Origin of the sequence: Stutzerimonas decontaminans (genome assembly GCF_000661915.1) — a bacterium.
Classification (GTDB): domain Bacteria; phylum Pseudomonadota; class Gammaproteobacteria; order Pseudomonadales; family Pseudomonadaceae; genus Stutzerimonas; species Stutzerimonas decontaminans.
In genome coordinates this window covers 4,646,481-4,666,534 of the sequence record NZ_CP007509.1, presented here as the reverse complement: position 1 = coordinate 4,666,534, position 20,054 = coordinate 4,646,481, and the positions used below count along the sequence as shown (strand labels likewise).

The following is a 20,054-nucleotide window of genomic DNA, read 5'->3' as shown; positions in this document are numbered from 1 at the left end:
GGGCGACGTGCAGGATGTGTCGGCACAAGATTTCGTAGGGTGGAAAACGGCGCAGCCTTTTCCACCGGATGGCCGAACCCGGAAACGAAAAACCCCGCCGAGGCGGGGTTTCTGACGCAGGTTGCGCGCTCAGGCTCAGAAGGCCGGAACCACGGCACCCTTGTACTTTTCCTCGATGAACTTGCGCACTTCTTCGCTGTGCAGCGCGGCGGCCAGTTTCTGCATGGCGTCGCTGTCCTTGTTGTCCGGACGGGCAACCAGGATGTTCACGTAGGGCGAGTCGCTGCCTTCGATCACCAGGGCGTCCTGGGTCGGGTTCAGCTTGGCTTCCAGCGCATAGTTGGTGTTGATCAGCGCCAGGTCGACCTGGGTCAGCACGCGCGGCAGGGTCGCGGCTTCCAGCTCACGCACCTTGATGTTCTTCGGGTTCTCGGCAATGTCTTTCGGCGTGGCGGTGATGCCGGCGCCATCCTTGAGGCTGATCACGCCGGCCTTGGCCAGCAGCAGCAGGGCGCGGCCGCCGTTGGTGGCGTCGTTGGGGATGACTACGTTGGCGCCATTGGGCAGCGCATCCAGCGACTTGTGCTTGCTCGAGTAGGCACCGAAGGGCTCGATATGCACGCCGGCCACGCTGACCAGATCGGTACCCTTGCCCTTGTTGAACTCATCCAGGTACGGCTGATGCTGGAAGAAATTGGCGTCCAGGCGCTTCTCGGCAACCTGGATGTTCGGCTGCACGTAGTCGGTGAAGACTTTCACGTTCAGCGTTACGCCCTGCTCGGCCAGTTGCGGTTTGACGAACTCCAGCAGCTCAGCGTGCGGTACGGCGGTAGCGGCTACGGTCAGGGTCTCGGCGGCCTGCGCGGAAAATGCGGCGACGGTGGCCAGGGCGGCAATCAGTTTCTTCATCGTTCGGTTCCTTCGTAGGTAGATCAGGGTGCGAAGTTCGCTCGCCCTAGCAAGCCGTCGAAAAACTAGCTGCGTTGGCAATACTGCGTTAAAAACAGGCTCGGACTGCTCATTTAGAGTACTAAACTCCGCGTCCTCGCCTGTTTTTGCCTTGTCTTGCCTGCCTCGCCTACGTTTTTCAACGGCCTGCTGATGGTTCATTTACGCGAAAAATGGGTGACCAGCCTGTCGCCGACGCTTTGCAGCACCTGCACCAGCACCAGCAGCAGGACAACGGTGACCACCATCACGTCGGTTTGGAAGCGCTGGTAGCCGAAGCGGATGGCCAGGTCGCCGAGGCCGCCGGCCCCCACCACACCGGCCATCGCGGTGTAGGACACCAGGGTGATGGCGGTGACGGTAATGGCGGCGATGATGCCCGGACGCGCCTCCGGCAGCAATGCGCTGAAGATGATCTGCCGCGTCGTCGCGCCCATCGCCTGGGTCGCCTCGATGATGCCGCGGTCCACTTCGCGCAGTGCGGTTTCCACCAGGCGGGCGAAGAATGGCGCGGCGCCTACCACCAGCGGCGGGATGGCACCGGCCACGCCCAGCGAGGTGCCGGTGATCAGCACGGTGAACGGAATCATCACGATCAGCAGGATGATGAACGGCAGCGAGCGCAATACGTTGACCACGAACGACAGCGCGGCATACAGCGGCGCGTTTTCGAACAGCTGGCGCGGGCCGCAGAGAAACAGCAGCACGCCCAGCGGCAGGCCAAGCAGGATGGTGAACAGCAGCGAGCCGCCGAGCATCAGCAGGGTGTCCAGCGTCGCCAGCCAGATCTCGTACCAGTCGACATTGCCTAACAAGGAGCTGAAAAGGGCTTCCATCAGCGCAATACCTCCACGTGCACGTCAGCGGCCTGCAGTTGTGCCATTGCCGCTGCCATGTCACCGCCGATCAGCGCCAGGGTGAGCTGGCCGTAAGGGGTGTCCTTGATACGGTCGATGCGCCCGGACAGGATGCTGTAGTCGACCCCGGTCTCGCGGGCGACGGTGCCTAGCAGCGGCTTGTAGGTGGCATCGCCCTGGAAGGTCAGGCGCAGGATGCGGCCCGGCACGTGGGCGAAATCGTCGTGCAGTTCGCTCTCGTCCATGGCTTCGTCTTCCAGCACGAAGCGCTGGGTGGTCGGGTGCTTGGGATGCAGGAACACCTCGGTAACCGGCCCCTGTTCGACGATGGCACCGGCATCCATTACCGCTACGCGGTCGCAGACGCGGCGGATCACGTCCATCTCGTGGGTGATCAGCACGATGGTCAGCTTCAGCTCGCGGTTGATCTCGGCCAGCAGTTGCAGCACGGATGCGGTGGTCTGCGGGTCGAGGGCGCTGGTCGCTTCGTCGCAGAGCAGGATGCTCGGCTCGGTGGCCAGTGCCCGGGCGATGCCGACGCGCTGCTTCTGGCCGCCGGAGAGCTGCGCCGGGTACTTGCGTGCGTGCTCCTTGAGGCCAACGCGGTCGAGCAGGGCGGCGACGCGGGCGTCGATCTCACGGCGCGAGCGGATGCCAGCCAGGCGCAGCGGCATGGCGACGTTGTCCGCCACGGTCTTGGACATCAGCAGGTTGAAGTGCTGGAAGATCATGCCGACGCGCTGGCGGAAGCGCCGCAGGCCGTCGGCATCCAGCGCGGTGACATCTTCGCCGTTGACCAGAATGCGTCCGCCGGAGGGTTCTTCGAGACGGTTGATCAGGCGCAGCAGCGTGCTCTTGCCGGCGCCGGAATGGCCGATCAGGCCGAAAACTTCACCGGAGGCGATCTCCAGCTGCGTCGGCTGCAGGGCGGGGATATCTCTGCCGCCGGTCCGATAGGTTTTGTGGACTTGATGGAATTCGATCACGGGCGAACCTTGTGGGTGCGGCGTTCGTTGCCGGGATATTCGGCGAAAGCCGGGCATTCTACCCGTTTGCCGGCGAGGTCGCTTGCCTGTGCCGCTGCGATTGAGCAAATGCATGACGGCAATAGGCAAAGCAAATTGTCGCCGACGGCAACCTTGCGGCGCCTGGCGGGGTCACTAACCGGTACGCCGTGAATTGATCACGTATCAGGTCCAGAACGTGGCCCGATCGTTCGCGGTTCAGCTCACCGCTAATGGAGGCCCATCATGACCGACAAAACCCCTAAACAGAGCGAGCTGGCCGGTACCGATACCGTCGACCGCGCCAATCACAACGCCAAGCTCGATCAGCTGGAAGAGTTTCGCAGCGACGCCACCGGCGAGGCGCTGCGCACCAATCAGGGCGTGAAGATCGCTGACAACCAGAACACCCTCAAGGCCGGCGACCGTGGGCCCTCGCTGCTCGAAGATTTCATCATGCGCGAGAAGATCACCCACTTCGACCATGAGCGCATCCCCGAGCGCATCGTGCATGCCCGCGGCGCCGCGGCGCACGGGGTGTTCCAGAGCTACGCCGATCACAGCTGGCTGACCAAGGCCTCGTTCCTCGCCGCCGAAGGCAAGGAAACGCCGGTATTCGTGCGTTTCTCCACCGTGCAGGGCTCGCGCGGTTCGGCGGACACCGTGCGCGACGTGCGCGGCTTCGCCACCAAGTTCTACACCGACGAGGGCAACTTCGACCTGGTCGGCAACAACATGCCGGTGTTCTTCATTCAGGACGCCATCAAGTTTCCGGACTTCGTGCATGCGGTGAAACCCGAGCCGCACAACGAGATCCCGCAGGCACAGTCGGCCCACGACAGCTTCTGGGACTTCGTCTCGCTGACCCCGGAGTCGGCGCACATGGTGCTCTGGACCATGTCCGACCGCGCCTTGCCGCGCAGCTACCGGGCGATGGAAGGCTTCGGCGTGCACACCTTCCGCCTGATCAATGCCGAGGGTGTCAGCCGCTTCGTCAAGTTCCACTGGAAACCGGTGGCCGGCGCCTTCTCGCTGGTCTGGGACGAGACGCTGAAGATCGCCGGCAAGGACCCGGACTTCAACCGCCGCGACATGTGGGAGTCCATCGAGATGGGCGACTACTTCGAGTGGGAGCTGGGCGTGCAGGTGGTGGAAGAGGCTGACGAGCACAAGTTCGACTTCGACCTGCTCGACCCGACCAAGATCCTCCCCGAGGAGCTGGTGCCGGTGCAGAAGCTCGGCAAGATGATCCTCAACCGCAACCCGGACAACTTCTTCGCCGAGACCGAACAGGCCGCCTTTCACATCGGCCATATCGTGCCGGGCATCGACTTCACCAACGACCCGCTGCTGCAGGGCCGGTTGTTCTCCTACACCGACACCCAGCTGCTGCGTCTCGGTGGGCCGAACTTCCACGAGATCCCGATCAACCGTCCGCTGTGTCCGTTCCACAACAACCAGCGCGATGCTTTCCATCGCCAGACGATCCACAAGGGCCGCGCCAACTACGAGCCCAACTCGATCGACAGTGGCTGGCCCAAGGAAACCCCGCCGGCGGCCCAGGGCGGCGGTTTCGAGAGTTATCCGGAGCGCGTCGAAGGGCACAAGATTCGCAACCGCAGCGAATCCTTCGGCGACCATTTCTCCCAGGCGACGCTGTTCTGGAACAGCATGAGTGCGCCGGAGAAGGAGCACATCATCGGCGCCTACACCTTCGAGCTAGGCAAGGTGGAGCGGGTGTTCATCCGCGAACGCCAGGTCAACGAGATCCTCGCTAACATCGACCTGGAGCTGGCTCGCCGCGTCGCCGAGAACCTCGGCCTGCCGGTGCCGAGCGCGCCGACCGTGACGCCGAAGACGCCAACCCCGCAAGACTCGCCGGCGCTGAGCTTGATGAACCACGCCCCGGGCAATATCAAGTCGCGCAAGATCGCCATTCTGGTGGCCAACGGCGTCGATGGTTCAGCGATCGATGCATTCAAGGCCAAGCTGGCCGAGCAGGGTGCACTGGCCAAGATCATCGGGCCGTCACCGGCTCCAGTGAAGACTGCCGATGGCCAGATGCTGCCCGTCGATGCCGCGATGGATGGCATGCCCTCGGTGATGTTCGACGCGGTGTTCGTCCCCGGCGGTGCCGATGCAGCGGCGGCCATGGCCAAGTCCGGCGAGGCCAAGCACTACGTGCTGGAAGCCTACAAGCACCTGAAGCCGATCGTCATGCTCGGTGCAGCGCGTCCGCTGCTGGCATCGCTTGGCCTGCAACCCGACAGCGGTCTGCTGGAAGGCGACGATGTGGACGGCGTATTCGGCAACTTCGCCCAGGCGCTCGGTCAGCATCGGGTGTGGGCGCGTGAGGCCGCGGCGGCGGCGATCCCGGCGTAACGGGTCAGCGTAGGGTGGATGGCCGAAGCATCCACGCGGATGAGGCGCTAGGTCCGGCATGAGGCGAAACCAGGCACTGACGCGTGGAAAATCGCTTCGCGAGTTTTCCACCCTACGCAAGCTCCAGGACTGCCGGGCGGCTGGTCAGCCGTCCTGCAGCTCCCGCCAATGCAGAAACAGCCGCAGGTCGAACTCGATCTGTCCATAGCCGGGCAGCATGTGTTCGCACAGCTTGTAGAACGCACGGTTGTGCTCGCTCTCGCGCAGGTGAGCGAGCTCGTGCACCACGATCATCCTGAGAAACTCCGGCGCCGCCTCGCGAAACAGTGCGGCGACGCGAATCTCCTTCTTCGCCTTGAGCTTGCCGCCCTGCACCCGTGAAACCGCGGTATGCAGGCCCAGGGCGCGATGGGTCAGGTCCAGGCGATTGTCGTAGAGCACCTTGTCGATCGGCGGCGCGCTTTTCAGATAGTCCTGCTTGAGCGTCTGCACGTAGCCGTACAGCGCCTTGTCACTCTGCACTTCGTGCCGTGCGGGGTAACGCCGCTGCAGGTAGTCGCCCAGACGGTCCTCGGCGATCAGCTGGCGCACCTGAACCAGCAGCGGTTCAGGGTAGCCGCGCAGGTATTTCAGGTCGGTCATCAGTCGCGTTTCGGCCAGGCGAAGCTGAGCAGGAACAGCGCGGCGGCGCTGACCACGATGGACGGGCCGGCCGGAGTGTCCTCGTACCAGGACAGCGTCAGCCCCAGGCACACGGCGACGATTCCCAGGATGCTCGCGCCCAGCGCCATCTGCTCCGGCGTGCGCGCATGGCGCTGTGCGGCCGCGGCGGGAATGATCAGCAGCGAGGTGATCAAAAGCACGCCGACGATCTTCATCGCCACGGCGATCACCACGGCGATCAGCAGCATCAGCGCCAGGCGGATGCCGGCCACCGGCAGGCCTTCGACCTTGGCCAGTTCCTCGTGCACGGTGATCGCCAGCAGCGGCCGCCACAGCGGTATCAGCATCAGCAGTACCAGCGCGCTGCCGCCCATGATCCAGGCCAGATCGCTCGGCCCGACGGCGAGCAGATCACCGAACAGATAGCCCATCAGGTCGACGCGCACATCCTTCATGAAGCTCAGCGAGACCAGCCCGAGCGACAGCGTGCTGTGCGCAAGGATGCCGAGCAGCGTGTCCGAAGCCAGCGGCTGGCGCTGCTGCAAGGTGACCAGCAGCAGGGCGAGCAGCACACAGCCGACGGTCACCGCCAGGGTCAGGTTGACGTCGAGCATCAGCCCGAGGGCGACGCCGAACAGTGCGGCGTGGGACAGGGTGTCGCCGAAATAGGCCATGCGCCGCCAGACGACGAAAGAGCCGAGCGGGCCGGCGACCAATGCCAGGGCGAGGCCGGCGAGCAGGGCGTTGAGGAGGAAATCGGGCATCGGAGGCTCTGTCTAGTGCTTGCAGTTCGGGCCGTGGACATGGGGTTTGCCGATCACCACGCTGCCGTGCAGGTCGTGGCTGTGGTCGTGCTGGTGGTGGTAGATCGCCAGACTGCGCGCGTCCTGGCCGAACAGCTCGACGAAGGCCGGGTCGCTGCTGACCTGTTCTGGGTGACCCGAGCAGCAGACGTGGCGATTGAGGCAGACCACCTGATCGGTGGCGCTCATCACCAGGTGCAGATCGTGGGAAACCATCAGCACGCCGCAGCCGTAGCGGTCGCGCAGCACGCCGATCAAGCGGTACAGCTCGGCCTGGCCGGCGACGTCGACGCCCTGCACCGGTTCGTCGAGCACCAGCAGCTCCGGCTCGCGCAGCAGCGCGCGGGCGAGCAGCACGCGCTGCATTTCGCCACCGGAGATCTTCTGCAGCGGGCTGTCGATAACGTGTTCGGCACCGACTTCACCCAGTGCCGCCAGGGCGCGGGCGCGATCAACGCCGGGCACCAGGCGCAGAAAGCGCAGTACCGACAAGGGCAGGGTAGGGTCGACGTGCAGCTTCTGCGGCATGTAGCCGACACGCAGCTTCGGCTTGCGCCAGACCTGACCGCGATCGGGTTTCAGCAGGCCGAGCACGGCGCGCACCAGGGTGGTTTTGCCGGCGCCGTTGGGGCCGATCAGGGTGACGATCTCGCCACGATGCACCTGCAGTTGCGCGCCTTCCAGCACGTTCTGGTTGGCGAAGCGCACGTGGATGTCATCCAGCCGCAGCAGCACCTCGCTCATGCGGCTTTCCGGCAGTTCGAGCAGAGACCGACCACTTCCACGGTCTGCCCCTCGACCGCGAAGCCCACGCTGCTCGCCGCCGTGTCGATGGCCTCGGCGATGGTGCGCTGCTCGAGTTCGATGGCGGTGTGGCAGTGACGACAGATGAGGAACTGGCCCTGATGAGGATGCTCCGGATGGTTGCAGCCGATGAAGGCGTTGAGCGACGCGATGCGGTGTACCAGGCCGTTTTCCAGCAGGAAATCCAGTGCGCGGTAGACGGTGGGCGGCGCGGCGCGGCGGCCATCCTGCTCGCTCAGTACGGCGAGAATGTCGTAGGCGCCGAGCGGCTTGTGGCTCTGCCAGACCAGCTCCAGCACGCGTTTACGCAGAGCGGTCAGGCGCACGCCCTGGCGCGCGCAGAGGCTGTCGGCTTCGGCCAGCGCGTGGCTGACGCAGTGGTCATGGTCGTGGGGCGTACAGGCCAGCGGGGTCTTGGACATGAGCGGCGACGTGTTGGGGTAGAGACGTTATTATGTACCAATTCCCTCCGTACGAGTGACGCCCGTGAATCGTCTTTTTTGCCTTCCCCTGCTCGCGGCGCTGGTTGCTGGCGCCGCGTCCGCCCACGCCGAAGTCAATGTGCTGACCAGCATCAAGCCGCTGCAGCTGATCGCCGCAGCGGTGCAGGATGGCGTTGGTGAGCCTGATGTCCTGCTGCCGGCCAGCGCTTCGGCGCACCATTATTCGCTGCGCCCTTCCGACGTACGGCGTATTCGCGATGCGCAGCTGTTCTACTGGATCGGCCCTGATCTGGAGAGCTTTCTGCCGCGCGCACTGAGCGCTCGTGAAGGCACGACCGTGGCGGTGCAGGAACTGCCGAAGCTGACCCTGCGTCGTTTTGGTGATGCGCACGCGCACGACGAGGCTGAACATCACGATCACGACGATCACCACGGCCATGAGCATGATGCTCACGGGCACGAAGAGGCCGCGCATGGCGAGACCGCCCATGCCGACGATCACGACCACGACCATCGCCCGGGCACGCTCGATGCGCACCTGTGGCTGTTGCCGGCCAATGCCGTGGTGATCGCCGAGCGCATGGCGGCTGACCTGGCCGCCGCCGATCCGGCCAATGCCCAGCGTTATCAGGCCAACTCGGTCGCTTTCGCTCAGCGCATCGAGGCGCTAGATGGCCGTCTCAAGCAGCGCTTCAGCAAGGTGCAGAACAAGCCGTTCTTCGTCTTCCACGAGGCCTACGACTACTTCGAGGCGGCCTACGGCCTGCGCCATGCCGGCGTATTCAGCGTCGGTGGTGAGGCGCAGCCGGGGGCGCGGCATGTCGCAGCGATGCGTGAGCGCCTGCAGCAGGCCGGGCCGAGCTGCGTGTTCAGCGAACCGCCGGCGCGCCCGCGTCTGGCCGAAACGCTGACCGCCGGTCTGCCGGTGAAGATGGCGGAACTGGACGTGCTGGGTGTCGGCCTGCCGACCGATGCCAAGGGTTACGAACAGCTGCTCGAAGATTTGGGCGACACCCTGGCGGGCTGCCTGGAATCGCTCTGATCCAGCGCCCGGCCTGATCTGCCAGGCCGGGCCAAAGCGTCCAAGTGGTTCAGCCGGCCTTGCGAATGCCGGCGGCGAGCAGTTCCATCATCTGGTCGATCTCGGCCTTCTCGACGATCAGCGCCGGCGACAACGCAATGGTGTCGCCGCTGGCGCGTACCAGCAAGCCCTTCTCGAAACACTCCCGGAACACCTCGTAACCGCGCTTGCCGACGCCATCGGCATGGGCGGCGAACTGGATACCCGCGACCAGCCCGACCGTGCGGATGTCGATCACGTTGGGCAGGTCCCTGAGGCTGAACAACGCTTCCTGCCAGTAGGGCTCCAGGTCAATGGCCTTCTGGAACAGGTTTTCCTGCTGATAGATCTGCTGGGTCGCCAGTGCCGCCGCGCAGGCGACCGGGTGGCCGGAGTAGGTGTAGCCGTGGAAGAACTCGATGACGCTTTCCGGCCCGTTCATGAACGCATCGAACAGGTGGTCGGCGACCAGCACCGCGCCCATGGGGATCGCGCCGTTGGTCAGGCCCTTGGCGCAGGTGAGGATGTCCGGTGTCACGCCCCAGCGTTGCGCGGCGAACGCCTCGCCGACACGGCCGAAGCCGGTGATGACCTCATCGAAGATCAGCAGGATGCCGTGCTTGGCGGTGATCTCGCGCAGCCGCTGCAGATAGCCCACCGGCGGCAGGATCACCCCGGCTGAGCCGGACATCGGCTCGACGATCACCGCGGCGATGTTCTCCGCGCCGTGCAGCGTCACCAGCCGCTCCAGTTCGTCGGCCCGTTCCACGCCATGCTGCGGCAGGCCCTTGCTGAAGGCGTTGCGCTGCAGATCGAGGGTGTGCGGCAGGTGGTCGACACCCGGCAGCATCGGGCCGAAGGCGCGGCGATTGTTGGCCATGCCGCCCACCGACATGCCGCCGAAACCGACGCCGTGGTAGGCCAGCTCGCGGCCGATCAGCCGCGTACGCGAGCCCTGGCCGATGGCGCGCTGGTAGGCGAGGGCGATCTTCAGCGCGGTATCCGCCGATTCCGATCCGGAGTTGGTGAAGAACACCCGGTTCAGCCCTTCTGGGCTGATGGCGGCGAGTTTCTCGGCCAGCTCGAAGGGCAGCGGGTGGCCCATCTGGAAGGTTGGGGCGAAGTCCATCTTGGCGATCTGCTTGCTCACCGCCTCGCTGATCTCGCGGCGGCCATGGCCGGCATTGCAGCACCACAGACCGGCCGTGCCGTCGAGTACCTGGTGGCCGTCGCTCGCCGTGTAATACATGCCCTCGGCGCTCTCCAGCAGGCGCGGCGTGGCCTTGAACTGGCGGTTTGCGGTGAAGGGCATCCAGAAATGATCGGGTGAGACGTTGGGATGGAAATCCTGGGACATGGGGCGGGCTCCGGCGACGAGCGACTATGCTGCAGCGGCGCCGCAGCGTTTCGATCGAGTCTATGTTTAATAAAACGAACAAAACAAGGCGATTGACCGGCCGTTCGTAAAAAATATTGATAGGGTCCGCGCCGCTGGTTTAGGGTGCCTTTTCAACAGCCCGAAGACCTGACTAGAGAGGATGCACCATGCCCACCCTGACCCTCGCCGACTGGCAACAGCGTGCCCGTGACCTGCACATCGAAGGTCGCGCCTTTATCCAGGGTGAGTATTGCGCCGCGGCGGATGGCAGCCAGTTCGACTGCATCAGCCCGGTGGACGGGCGCGTGCTGGCGCAGGTCGCCAGCTGCGAGCAGGCCGACGCCGACCGCGCCGTGGCCAGCGCCCGTGCCGCATTCGATGCCGGCAGCTGGTCGCGCCTGGCACCGGCCAAGCGCAAGGCGGTGCTGATCCGCTTTGCCGATCTGCTGGAAGCCAACCGCGAGGAGCTGGCGCTGCTGGAAACCCTCGACATGGGCAAGCCGATCGGCGATTCGCTGGCGGTCGACATCCCCGGCGCCGCGCGGGCGCTGCGCTGGAGCGGCGAGGCGATCGACAAGATCTACGACGAGGTGGCGGCCACGCCTCATGACCAGCTTGGCCTGGTCACCCGCGAGCCGGTCGGCGTGGTGGCGGCCATCGTGCCGTGGAATTTCCCGCTGATGATGGCCTGCTGGAAGCTCGGCCCGGCGCTGGCCACCGGCAATTCGGTGGTGCTCAAGCCATCCGAGAAGTCGCCGCTGACCGCCATCCGCATCGCTCAGCTGGCGATCGACGCCGGCATTCCGGCCGGCGTGCTCAACGTGCTGCCAGGCTACGGCCATACCGTCGGTAAGGCGCTGGCATTGCACATGGATGTCGATACCTTGGTCTTCACCGGCTCCACCCGGGTCGCCAAGCAGCTGATGATCTATGCCGGCGAATCGAACATGAAGCGCGTCTGGCTGGAGGCGGGCGGCAAGAGCCCGAACATCGTCTTCGCCGATGCGCCCGACCTTGAGGCGGCAGCGCAGGCCGCGGCCGGCGCCATTGCCTTCAACCAAGGCGAGGTGTGCACCGCCGGCTCGCGGCTGCTGGTGGAGCGTTCGATCAGGGAGCGCTTCCTGCCGATGGTGGTCGAGGCGCTCAAGGGCTGGAAGCCGGGCAACCCGCTGGACCCGGCGACCAACGTCGGCGCGCTGGTCGATACCCAGCAACTTAACACCGTGCTCGGCTACATCGACGCCGGCCGTGAAGCGGGTGCGCAGGTGCTGATCGGCGGCCAGCGTACGCTGGAGGAAACCGGCGGGCTGTATGTCGAGCCGACCATCTTCGATGGCGTCGACAATGCGATGAAGATCGCCCAGGAAGAAATCTTCGGCCCGGTGCTGTCGGTGATCACCTTCGACAGCGCCGAGGAAGCGATCGCGATTGCCAATGACACGCCCTACGGCCTGGCCGCGGCCGTATGGACCGCCGACCTGTCCAAGGCGCACCGCACCGCGCGGGCGTTGCGTGCCGGCAGCGTGTGGGTCAACCAGTACGACGGCGGCGACATGACTGCGCCGTTCGGCGGCTTCAAGCAGTCCGGCAACGGCCGTGACAAGTCGCTGCATGCCTTCGACAAGTACACCGAGTTGAAGGCGACCTGGATTCAGCTGTAGCGGATACACAGTCGGCGGCGGCGCCTAACCATCGCTGCCGCCGGCTTTACTGTCAGCGTCGGTTTGCCCGCTGAGCTTCTTTGACAGCGGCAGCGATCTGCACCTGATTGCGGCCCTTGTGCTTGGCCGCATACAGCGCCTGATCGGCAAGTTCCAGCAGCACGCCCGAGGCGGTGTGGCCATCGGTCTGGCAGATGCCGGCACTGAAGGTCACGTAGAACTCCTCACCGTCGCCACCATTGAAGTTCAACGCAGCAAAGCGCACGCGGATCTCGTCGAAAATGCGCTGTGCCTGTAGCGCCGTGCATTCCGGCAGCACCGCGACGAATTCCTCGCCGCCGTAGCGACCGAGGCTGTCGATACGACGCAGACGCTGGCGCAGCAGGTTGGCCAAGGCGCGGATCACATTGTCGCCAGCGGCATGGCCGTAGGTGTCATTGACGCGCTTGAAGTGGTCGAGGTCGAGCATCACCACGCTGGCCGGCTTGCCGCTGCGCGTTGCCCGTTGCACTTCCAGGGCCAGCTGCTCCTTGATGTCGGCGTGCTTGAGCAGGCCGGTCAGGCTGTCGCGCGCCAGGGCCGTGCTCAGTGAGCGGGCGCGTTGGGCATGTGAATACACCGCAGCGACCAATGCATTGTCGCTGATCGGCTTGGTGATGAAATCGTCGCCGGCCTTGAGCAGCGCCGCCATCTGCCGGTGGGTATCGGTCTCGGCGGAAAGATAGATGATCGTCACTCGCAGCCATTCATCATGCAGGCGGATCATCTGCGCCAGCTCCGGCCCCGAGCACTCCGGCATGTTCACGTCCAGCAACAGCACTTCGGGGTTGAAGCTGTGCATCGTCTCCAGCACGCGGGTCGGCTCGGTGAGGATCTGCACCTGCATCTGCGCATTACGCAGCACCAGGCTGTAGCGTGCGGCGAGTTCGGCATCGTCATCGACGATAAGCACCCGGAAAGGCTCGCCCTGCTGGCGGTCGAGGCAGCGCTCAAGGCTGTTTTCCAGTTGCGTGATGTCCAGTGGGCGGGTGAAAAAGCCCTGCGCGCCGGCGCGTACCGCGGCCAGCTGGCTGGTGAAATCGATGCGTTCGTGAATGACCAGCAATGGCAGTGGATGCTCGAGGCCCTGCTGCAACGCGGCGAGTGCTTCGAGCTCGCTGTCGTGCTGCACACTGGCGATCAGCGCATCGGGCGGCTCGTCTGCCACGGCATCCTGCAGCGCGGCGAAATCCTGCCACTGGCTGACCAGATAGCCGAAGTTGCGCAGGGTCAACGCCATGTTGGAAGCGGCGGCTGGATCGGCTTCCAGCAGGTAGATGCGGCAGCCGGGCGCTGGTTCGTCGTGATGGTCGGGCAACTCCGCCGCGGCGCGCTCCTGGCCGGGCGTCTGGCCGGCCAGCTGCTGCAACGCACGGGCGAAGGCTTCCGCTGCCCGACTGCCGGGTTTTGCTGAATCCAGCCAGCGGTCGGCGCGCTGTTCGAGCTGTCTGGCGCGTTCGCCAAGCTTGGCGAAGCCGAAGGTGCCGGCGGCCCCAGCGAGCCGGTGCAGGCGCTCGCGGATGCTGAGCATCAGCTGGCGCCGGCGGCCGGTCGCGCGGTTGTGCTGCAGCTCGGCGGCCAGCATGCCGAGCTCTGCCAGGTCGCCCTGCAGGCGCTCGCCGAACTGTTGTTCCAGCTGGGCCAGCTGTTTCTGCAGCGCAATTCGCGCCTGGTCATCCATGCTCGGCCTCCCATACCTTCTGCAGCTGGGCGGCCAGCTGGAGCGGGTCGAACGGTTTGCCCAGCACCTGACGCACGCCAAGCTGACGCAGTTCATGCAGCCGCTCGGGCTGCAGGTGGCCGGTGAGAAACACCACGGGTATCTGCTGCAGGTCAATCAGTTGACCGAGCTGGCGAACGAGTTCGATGCCGTCCATCTGCGGCAGCATCACGTCGAGCAGGATCAGGTCCGGGGCGAAGGCCTGCACCTGGTCCAGCGCCGCCTGGCCAGATGGACAGCTGAGCACCTCGAAGCCGCCGATCTTCTCCAGCGCGATGCGCGTCACGACCTGGATCGAGGGTACGTCTTCGACGTGCAGAATGCGTTTGAGCTGTTTCATCTATGGACTCTCCTTGGCCAGCCCGTCACAGGGCAACTCGAACCAGAAGCAGGCGCCTTGGCCGGGTTCGGAATCGAATCCGATGCGCCCACCCATGCGCTCGATCAGCTCCTTGCTGATCGCCAGGCCAAGCCCCGTGCCACCTTGCTGGCGGCTGTCGGACGAGTCGGCCTGGGCAAACTTCTGGAATACCCGCTCGCAGAAATCGGCGGAGATCCCCGGCCCGCGGTCTCGGACGCTGACGCGAACCCAGCCGTCACTCAGGGTCGCCGACAGATCGACCCGCTCCCCGGCTGGGGAAAACTTCGCCGCATTGGACAGCAGATTGCTCAGCACCTGCTGCAGGCGCATGGCGTCGATATTCACCGTTGCTGCCGGGCAGGCGCCCAGCTGCAGCACCACGCCATGTTGTTCGGCGTAACTGCGATTGCTGCGCAGGGCCAGCTCCAGCTGGGGTTGCAGCGGCTGGCGAAGCAGGTCGAAGCGCATCTTGCCGGCGTGCAGCTTGTCCATGTCCAGCAGGTCATCGATCAGCGCACTCAGCCGCTGGCTGTTCTGCTGGGCAATTTCCAGCAGTTCGCGCATCGGCGCGGGGACCTCGCCCATGACATTGGAGCAAACCAGCGCCAGCGCGCCGGTAATCGAGGTCAGCGGCGTACGCAATTCATGGCTGACGGTGGAGATGAACTCGCGCTGCAGACGCTCGATGCGTTTGCGTTCGGTGATGTCGTGCAGCACGGCGACGGCGCCCAGAAGCTGGCCATCGGAGGTGTACAGCGGATCGGCGTTGCACAGCACGTGGCGCGGCTCGCCCTGACTTAACAGGACCATCTCGTGATCGATCACATGCTCACCGCGCAGGGCACGGCGCAGCGGAATTTCTTCGGGTTGCAGCGGCGTGATGCCGTCGGCATGGTACAGCTGGTAATGACTGGCCCAGTCGGGCGGCGAGACCGGCGCGGCATCGGCGCCATGCCACTGCTTGGCCTTCTCGTTGAACAGAGTCAGATTGCCTTCGGCGTCACAGGCGATCACCGCCTCGCTCAGCGCCTCGAGCAGGCGCCGGTTCATTTCTTGCTGCTTGTCGAGTTCCAGCTGCTCGGCCTTGCGCGCCGTGATGTCGGTGACGAACCCGTGCCAGAGCACCGAACCGTCGAACTGGCGCAGCGGCGTGGCGCGCGCCTCGACCCAGATCAGCCCTTTGCGCGGATGGTCGACGCGGTGCTCGCTGTGCCAGGGAGTGAGCTCGGCGGCAGCTTTGCGAATGCTGTACAGCAGGGCGCTTCGGTCGAGCGCATGCACGCGGCCGACGATCGGCGCGAAGCTTCCGGCCAACTGTCCCGGGCTCAGTCCGTAGATCTGCTCGACCCCTTCGCTGACGTAGGGAAAGCACGAGCTGCCGTTGCCCCGCCAGTGGAACTGGAAGAGCATGCCGGGCACCTGTGCGGCGATCTGCTGCAGGCGCAGCTGCAGCTGCTCCTGATAGGCCAGATCGTAGGCGTTGATCAGATAACCGCGCAGCAGTTCCTGCTCGTCGTGAATCGCGGTGACCCCCAGTAGTACCGGTACATCGCTGCCGTTCTGGTGGCGCAGGCGCCATTCGGACATTTCTCGGCGGCCGCGGTGCAGCGGCGCGGTCAGCACGGCAAAATTTGGCTCGATGGGCCTCTGCAGCTCGCTGGAAAGCAGTGCGGCGCGCCGGTGTAGTGTCTCCGGTCGGAACAGCGCCGAGGTCAGTGGATGGCCAATCAGGTCCTGTTCGCTGTAGCCGAGCATGCGTTCGGCAGTCGGGTTAACGCTGGTGATGATGCCGTCAGGGCGGGTCACCAGCACCGCGCTGGAAGCGCTGTTGAGCATGGCCTGTTGCAGTGCGGCCTGCTCCGCGTAACGGTGCGCCAGCAGGTGCTGTTCGAACAGGCGGATTACCTGGCGGCCGAGTCGATCGAGGGTGTCGCGCTGTTCGGCGCTGAGCTGGCGCGGCTTGCGGTCGATCACGCACAGCGTGCCGAGGTTATGTCCATCCGGCGAAGTCAGCGGGGTGCCGGCATAGAAGCGGATATGCGGATCGCCGACCACCAGCGGGTTATGACGAAAACGCGGGTCTTGCAGGGCGTCGGGGACTTCGAAGATCTCCTCACCAAGGATGGTGTGGGTGCAGAAGGAGATTTCCCGCGGGGTCTCGCTAACCTCGAGGCCGACCCGGCTCTTGAACCACTGGCGCCGGTCGTCGACCAGCGAGATCAGCGCGATGGGCGTATCGCAGATATGCGCAGCCAGTTCGGTGAAGTCGTCGAAGACCGCTTCTTCCGGCGTATCGAGGATTTCGTAGCGCAGCAACGCTGCCAGGCGTGACAGCTCGCGCAGCGGCGCCATGGAGGGTGGCGACGCCGGACTTGCTTGCGGTAACTCCATCGTCGATGCCTTGTTTCATTCGGTGAGTTTCGCCCGGGCCTGACGATATATCGCGGCGGGACGTCGACTGAGTCTGACTAGTATCGGTCAGCGAGCCAGATGCTGCGAATCTGCTCGGCCAGCTGCATCGGGTCGAATGGCTTGATGATCACATCACGGGCGCCCAGCTTGCGCAGGTGTTCGATCTCGCCGGGCTGCACCTTGGCCGTCATGAATGTTACCGGAATCCGCTCCAGGTCGACGCGCTGGCGCAGGTTGAGCAGCGTCTGCGGTCCGTCCATGCCGGGCATCATCACGTCGAGCAGGATGAAATCCGGGGCGAAGGCTTCGACCTCCTCCAGCGCCTGGGCACCCGAGGAGCAGGACAGCACCTCGTAACCGCCGATGGCCTCCAGGGCCAGTTTGGTCACCGCCTGGATGGAGGGGTCGTCTTCAACGTGCAGGATGCGCCGGAGTTCGGCCATTGTGCCTCCGTGGGTCGGGTTGCGTGCGCGTCCGCATCAGCGGAAGCATCAGGATAGTTCGGCCGCAGCCGGCGCACGGGGCAGTTCGCACCAGAAGCAGGCGCCATGGCCGGGTTCGGAGTCGAAGCCGATCCGGCCGTGCATGTGTTCGATCAGCTCCTTGCTGATGGCCAGGCCCAGCCCGGTGCCGCCCTTTTGGCGGGTGTCGGAGGAATCGGCCTGGGAAAACTTCTGGAAAATCCGCGCATGAAACTCCGGTGCAATGCCAGGGCCCTGGTCGCGCACCCAGAGGCGCACCCAGTCGCCGCGGCGTTCGCCGCCCAGCAGCACCGTGCCGCCTGCGGGTGAGAATTTGACCGCATTGGAGATGAGATTGGCCAGTACCTGCTGCAACCGGTCGTCGTCTGCCGTCAGCTGCACGGTCGGCACGGGCGACAGTTCCAGATGGACGCCGTGTTTGGCGGCATAGCCCCGATTGGCATCGGCTGCCAGCTGCAGCTGTAGCTGCAGTGAGTGTTCACGCAGGCTGAGCTCCATCTTCCCTGCGACCAGCTTGTCCATGTCCAGCAGGTCGTCCACCAGCCGGCCCAGGCGCAGGCTGTTCTGGTGGGCGATGTCGAGCATCTTTTGCATGTTCGGCGACGTTTCGCCCGCCGCGCCGCCGACGATCAGCCCGAGCGCCCCGGAGATAGACGTCAGCGGGGTGCGCAGTTCATGGCTGACGATGGACACCAGCTCGCTCTTCATCCGCTCTATGCGCTTGCGCTCGGTGATGTCGCGTACCAGGCCGATGAACTTACGCTCGCCATGGTGGCTGATCTGCGAAACGCGTAGCTCGATGGTGAAGGTTTCACCATTGCGGCGCAGGGCGGTCAGGTCGCGGTTCTGTTCCAGCGCGTGCGAGGTGCCGCGCTGCGCGTAATGGTCCAGATAGCCGTCGTGGGCCGAGCGATCGGGCTCGGGCATGAGCATCGACAGGTTGCGACCCAGCACATCCTCGCTGCTGTAGCCGAAGATCTGCTCGGCGGCGTGGTTGAAGGTTTCGATGATGCCGCGCGCATCGATGATGATGATCGCGTCGATCACGTTGTCGATCAGCATGCTCAGGTAGCGCTCGCGCTCCTGCATCTCTTGTTTGGCCAACGCCTGATCGGTGACGTCCCAGATGAAACCGTCACACCAGCCGACCGGATCGTCGCGTTCGTGCAGCACACGCGCCTTCTCCCGCACATAGACCGTTCGGCCTTCGGCATTGGTGAGCCGGTAGATGCCCTCGAAGGTGTCCTGTTCGGCATGCTGTCGGGCCAGCTCCACGTCGTCGGGATGGATCAGGCTGGCGAAGCTGCGCACGCGGTCGCCGACGAAATCGCTTGCCGGATAGCCCGTCAGCCGTTCGATACCGTCGCTCAGATAGCTCATGCGCCGGCGCCCGTCGTTGCGGCAGCGGTAGACCACGCCCGGCAGGTTGCTGACCATGGCGCGGAAGCGGCTCTCGCTCTTCTGCAGTGCGCGGGTGGCTTCCATCAACTCGCTGATTTCGGTTACGAAGCCGTGCCAAAGCACCGACCCGTCGGGGCCTCGTTCGGCGGTCGCACGCCCTTCGGCCCAGAGCAGGCCCCGTTGCGGATGCTGGATGCGGAATTCGACCGAGCCGGTCCCTGGGCACACAGCCAGGCGCAACAGGGCGATCTTCAACCGCGGCAAGTCCTGCGGATGCACCTGCAGCAATGCCTGCGAGGGGTCGTCCAGCAGCCGCTGCGGGTCGATGCCGTACAGTTCGCGGGCGCCTTCGCTGGCGTAGAGGAACGCATAGCGGCCATTGGCAAAGCGCTTGAGCTGGAACACCACGCCGGGTAGCAGGCTGGCGATCTTCTGCGCACGGTCGAGCAGACGTTGGCGCCGACGGGCCTGCTGCTGCTGCGCCAGCTGGTGCTGCTGTTGCACGCTGAGCCGACGTTGCAGCAGGATCGCCAGCATCAGCAGCAACACTTCGGCAATCAACCAGGCCAGGCTCCATTTGATCAGTAGCCGGCGCTCGGCCTGATGATGCTCGCGCTCCATCGCACTGATGTCGCGCCACACCAGCGCCGCCGCCAGCAGTGCGGGCGCAGGCTGGGCCTGATGGTCGGTTGGCAGTGGGCTCTGGTTGAGCATATAGGTGCGGTCGCCAGCAACCAGCAGGCGCAGCGCCATGCCGCTTTCCGGCTCCGGCAGCATGCCAGCCTGTGCCCATTGCAGGATTTGCGTCGCTGAGTGGCTGGTGAGTTGCCAGTCGCTGCCAGCGTGCAGCTGAACGCCGCTCGGCGCCTCCAGCCCCGCTGCTTGCAGGGCGGCGCGGTTGACGATCAGCGCCAGCCCGGCGGCCAGCTGATCGCCCAGGGCGTTCAGGTCCGGCAGCACGTTGTAACCCACTTCCAGCGCGCCGATGAGCTCGCCGCTGCGGTCATCCTCGGCATACAGCGGGACGATTGCACGGCTGCTGGCGCCGAGCGGATCGACTTCGATACCGGTTTGCATGACGCCGTCGCGCAATGCTCTTTGCAGCATCGGCCGCCGTGCCGCCAGCGCGTCGCCGAAACGTTCGGGCTGCTGCATGCGCAGCAGCGCGAGCCCAGTGTCGCCCCAGAACAGCTGCAGCAGCATGCCCTGATGGCGCTGCATCGAGTTCCAGGCGGGCGTCAGGGCTGCATGCAGGCGCTGACGCGCCAGTTCCACGCGCGCGTCGTCGAGCGTCGCGCCGGTGCGCAGCACACTATCGATACGCCGCATCTGGCGCAGTACTTCGGCGTTGCCGGCCAGGGCGTTGGCCACCATATCGGCCTGACGCTGCTGGTTGAGCTGCGCACTGCGCAGCGCCAGGCTCTGCAACTCGCCATGGGTCTGGATCTCCAGCTGCCAGGCGGCGTCGCGGGCGCTGTGATCATTGAACGCCAGGCTGCCGAACAGCAGCACGAGCAGCAGGCTGCCGATCGCGAAGGTCCAGTGGGGCGTGATGCCGACGTTGCTCATCGGCGGGCCGGCCGTCTACGGCGATAGTCGGCCTGCATCGCCGGTGCGCAACGATCAGCAGGCTCTG

At 65.2% G+C, this 20,054-nt stretch carries 16 protein-coding genes; 3 read left to right on the top strand and 13 right to left on the bottom strand.

The features are described from left to right. Nucleotides 1–135 precede the first annotated feature (135 nt). From UIB01_RS21480 to UIB01_RS21470, 3 genes are all read right to left on the bottom strand, one after another. On the bottom strand, nt 136–909 hold the full coding sequence (locus tag UIB01_RS21480; protein ID WP_038665119.1) for a MetQ/NlpA family ABC transporter substrate-binding protein: 774 nt from the start codon (nt 907–909) through the stop codon (nt 136–138). A 197-nt stretch (nt 910–1,106) separates the two neighbouring features. Continuing rightward, nucleotides 1,107–1,784 (bottom strand): methionine ABC transporter permease, encoded by a 678-nt coding sequence (locus UIB01_RS21475; protein WP_014822197.1) that lies wholly within the window; start codon nt 1,782–1,784, stop codon nt 1,107–1,109. Further along, nucleotides 1,784–2,791, bottom strand: coding sequence for a methionine ABC transporter ATP-binding protein (locus UIB01_RS21470; RefSeq protein WP_038665116.1), 1,008 nt, complete (start codon nt 2,789–2,791; stop codon nt 1,784–1,786). Before UIB01_RS21470 ends, UIB01_RS21475 begins: the two co-directional genes overlap by 1 nt. Before the next feature lie 264 nt (nt 2,792–3,055). Between UIB01_RS21470 and katE the strand changes: the two genes are divergently transcribed. Beyond that, nucleotides 3,056–5,191 (top strand): catalase HPII, encoded by a 2,136-nt coding sequence (gene katE, locus UIB01_RS21465; protein ID WP_038665113.1) that lies wholly within the window; start codon nt 3,056–3,058, stop codon nt 5,189–5,191. 144 nt (nt 5,192–5,335) lie between these two features. Here the strand turns inward: katE and UIB01_RS21460 are convergent, their stop codons facing one another. The 4 genes from UIB01_RS21460 to zur are packed head-to-tail and all read right to left on the bottom strand — an operon-like array spanning nt 5,336 to nt 7,883. Then, nucleotides 5,336–5,833, bottom strand: coding sequence for a YgjP-like metallopeptidase domain-containing protein (locus UIB01_RS21460; RefSeq protein WP_038665110.1), 498 nt, complete (start codon nt 5,831–5,833; stop codon nt 5,336–5,338). Next, the gene (gene znuB / locus UIB01_RS21455; protein WP_038665107.1) at nt 5,833–6,618 is read right to left on the bottom strand and encodes a zinc ABC transporter permease subunit ZnuB; all 786 of its coding nucleotides are present in this window, start codon (nt 6,616–6,618) and stop codon (nt 5,833–5,835) included. The genes UIB01_RS21460 and znuB overlap by 1 nt, the downstream gene beginning before the upstream one ends. Nucleotides 6,619–6,630: 12 nt before the next feature. Continuing rightward, nucleotides 6,631–7,401 (bottom strand): zinc ABC transporter ATP-binding protein ZnuC, encoded by a 771-nt coding sequence (znuC, locus tag UIB01_RS21450; RefSeq protein ID WP_003282404.1) that lies wholly within the window; start codon nt 7,399–7,401, stop codon nt 6,631–6,633. After that, nucleotides 7,398–7,883, bottom strand: a complete 486-nt coding sequence (gene zur / locus UIB01_RS21445) for a zinc uptake transcriptional repressor Zur (RefSeq protein WP_038665104.1) — start codon at nt 7,881–7,883, stop codon at nt 7,398–7,400. The genes znuC and zur overlap by 4 nt, the downstream gene beginning before the upstream one ends. Before the next feature lie 64 nt (nt 7,884–7,947). Here zur and znuA point away from each other — a divergent pair, with 64 nt between their 5' ends. Next, a complete protein-coding gene (gene znuA / locus UIB01_RS21440) occupies nt 7,948–8,946 on the top strand; it encodes a zinc ABC transporter substrate-binding protein ZnuA (protein ID WP_038665101.1) in 999 nt (332 codons plus the stop codon). Between the two features lie 49 nt (nt 8,947–8,995). On the opposite strand, the gene aptA is transcribed toward znuA, so the two are convergent. Then, a complete protein-coding gene (aptA, locus tag UIB01_RS21435) occupies nt 8,996–10,321 on the bottom strand; it encodes an omega-aminotransferase AptA (RefSeq protein ID WP_038665098.1) in 1,326 nt (441 codons plus the stop codon). Between the two features lie 188 nt (nt 10,322–10,509). Between aptA and UIB01_RS21430 the strand changes: the two genes are divergently transcribed. Further along, a complete protein-coding gene (locus UIB01_RS21430; protein ID WP_038665095.1) occupies nt 10,510–12,003 on the top strand; it encodes an aldehyde dehydrogenase in 1,494 nt (497 codons plus the stop codon). 52 nt (nt 12,004–12,055) lie between these two features. On the opposite strand, the gene UIB01_RS21425 is transcribed toward UIB01_RS21430, so the two are convergent. From UIB01_RS21425 to UIB01_RS21405, 5 genes are all read right to left on the bottom strand, one after another. After that, nucleotides 12,056–13,723 carry a diguanylate cyclase gene (locus UIB01_RS21425; protein WP_038665094.1) on the bottom strand — a complete coding sequence of 556 codons (1,668 nt, stop codon included), beginning with the start codon at nt 13,721–13,723 and terminating at the stop codon, nt 12,056–12,058. Continuing rightward, nucleotides 13,716–14,102: a response regulator gene (locus UIB01_RS21420; RefSeq protein ID WP_038665092.1), complete on the bottom strand. Its 387-nt coding sequence runs from the start codon at nt 14,100–14,102 to the stop codon at nt 13,716–13,718. Before UIB01_RS21420 ends, UIB01_RS21425 begins: the two co-directional genes overlap by 8 nt. Next, the gene (locus UIB01_RS21415; protein ID WP_038665089.1) at nt 14,103–16,514 is read right to left on the bottom strand and encodes a PAS domain S-box protein; all 2,412 of its coding nucleotides are present in this window, start codon (nt 16,512–16,514) and stop codon (nt 14,103–14,105) included. A gap of 77 nt (nt 16,515–16,591) precedes the next feature. Continuing rightward, nucleotides 16,592–16,978: a response regulator gene (locus UIB01_RS21410; protein WP_038665087.1), complete on the bottom strand. Its 387-nt coding sequence runs from the start codon at nt 16,976–16,978 to the stop codon at nt 16,592–16,594. A 48-nt stretch (nt 16,979–17,026) separates the two neighbouring features. Beyond that, nucleotides 17,027–19,987 (bottom strand): PAS domain S-box protein, encoded by a 2,961-nt coding sequence (locus UIB01_RS21405; protein WP_038665084.1) that lies wholly within the window; start codon nt 19,985–19,987, stop codon nt 17,027–17,029. Nucleotides 19,988–20,054: the final 67 nt, after the last annotated feature.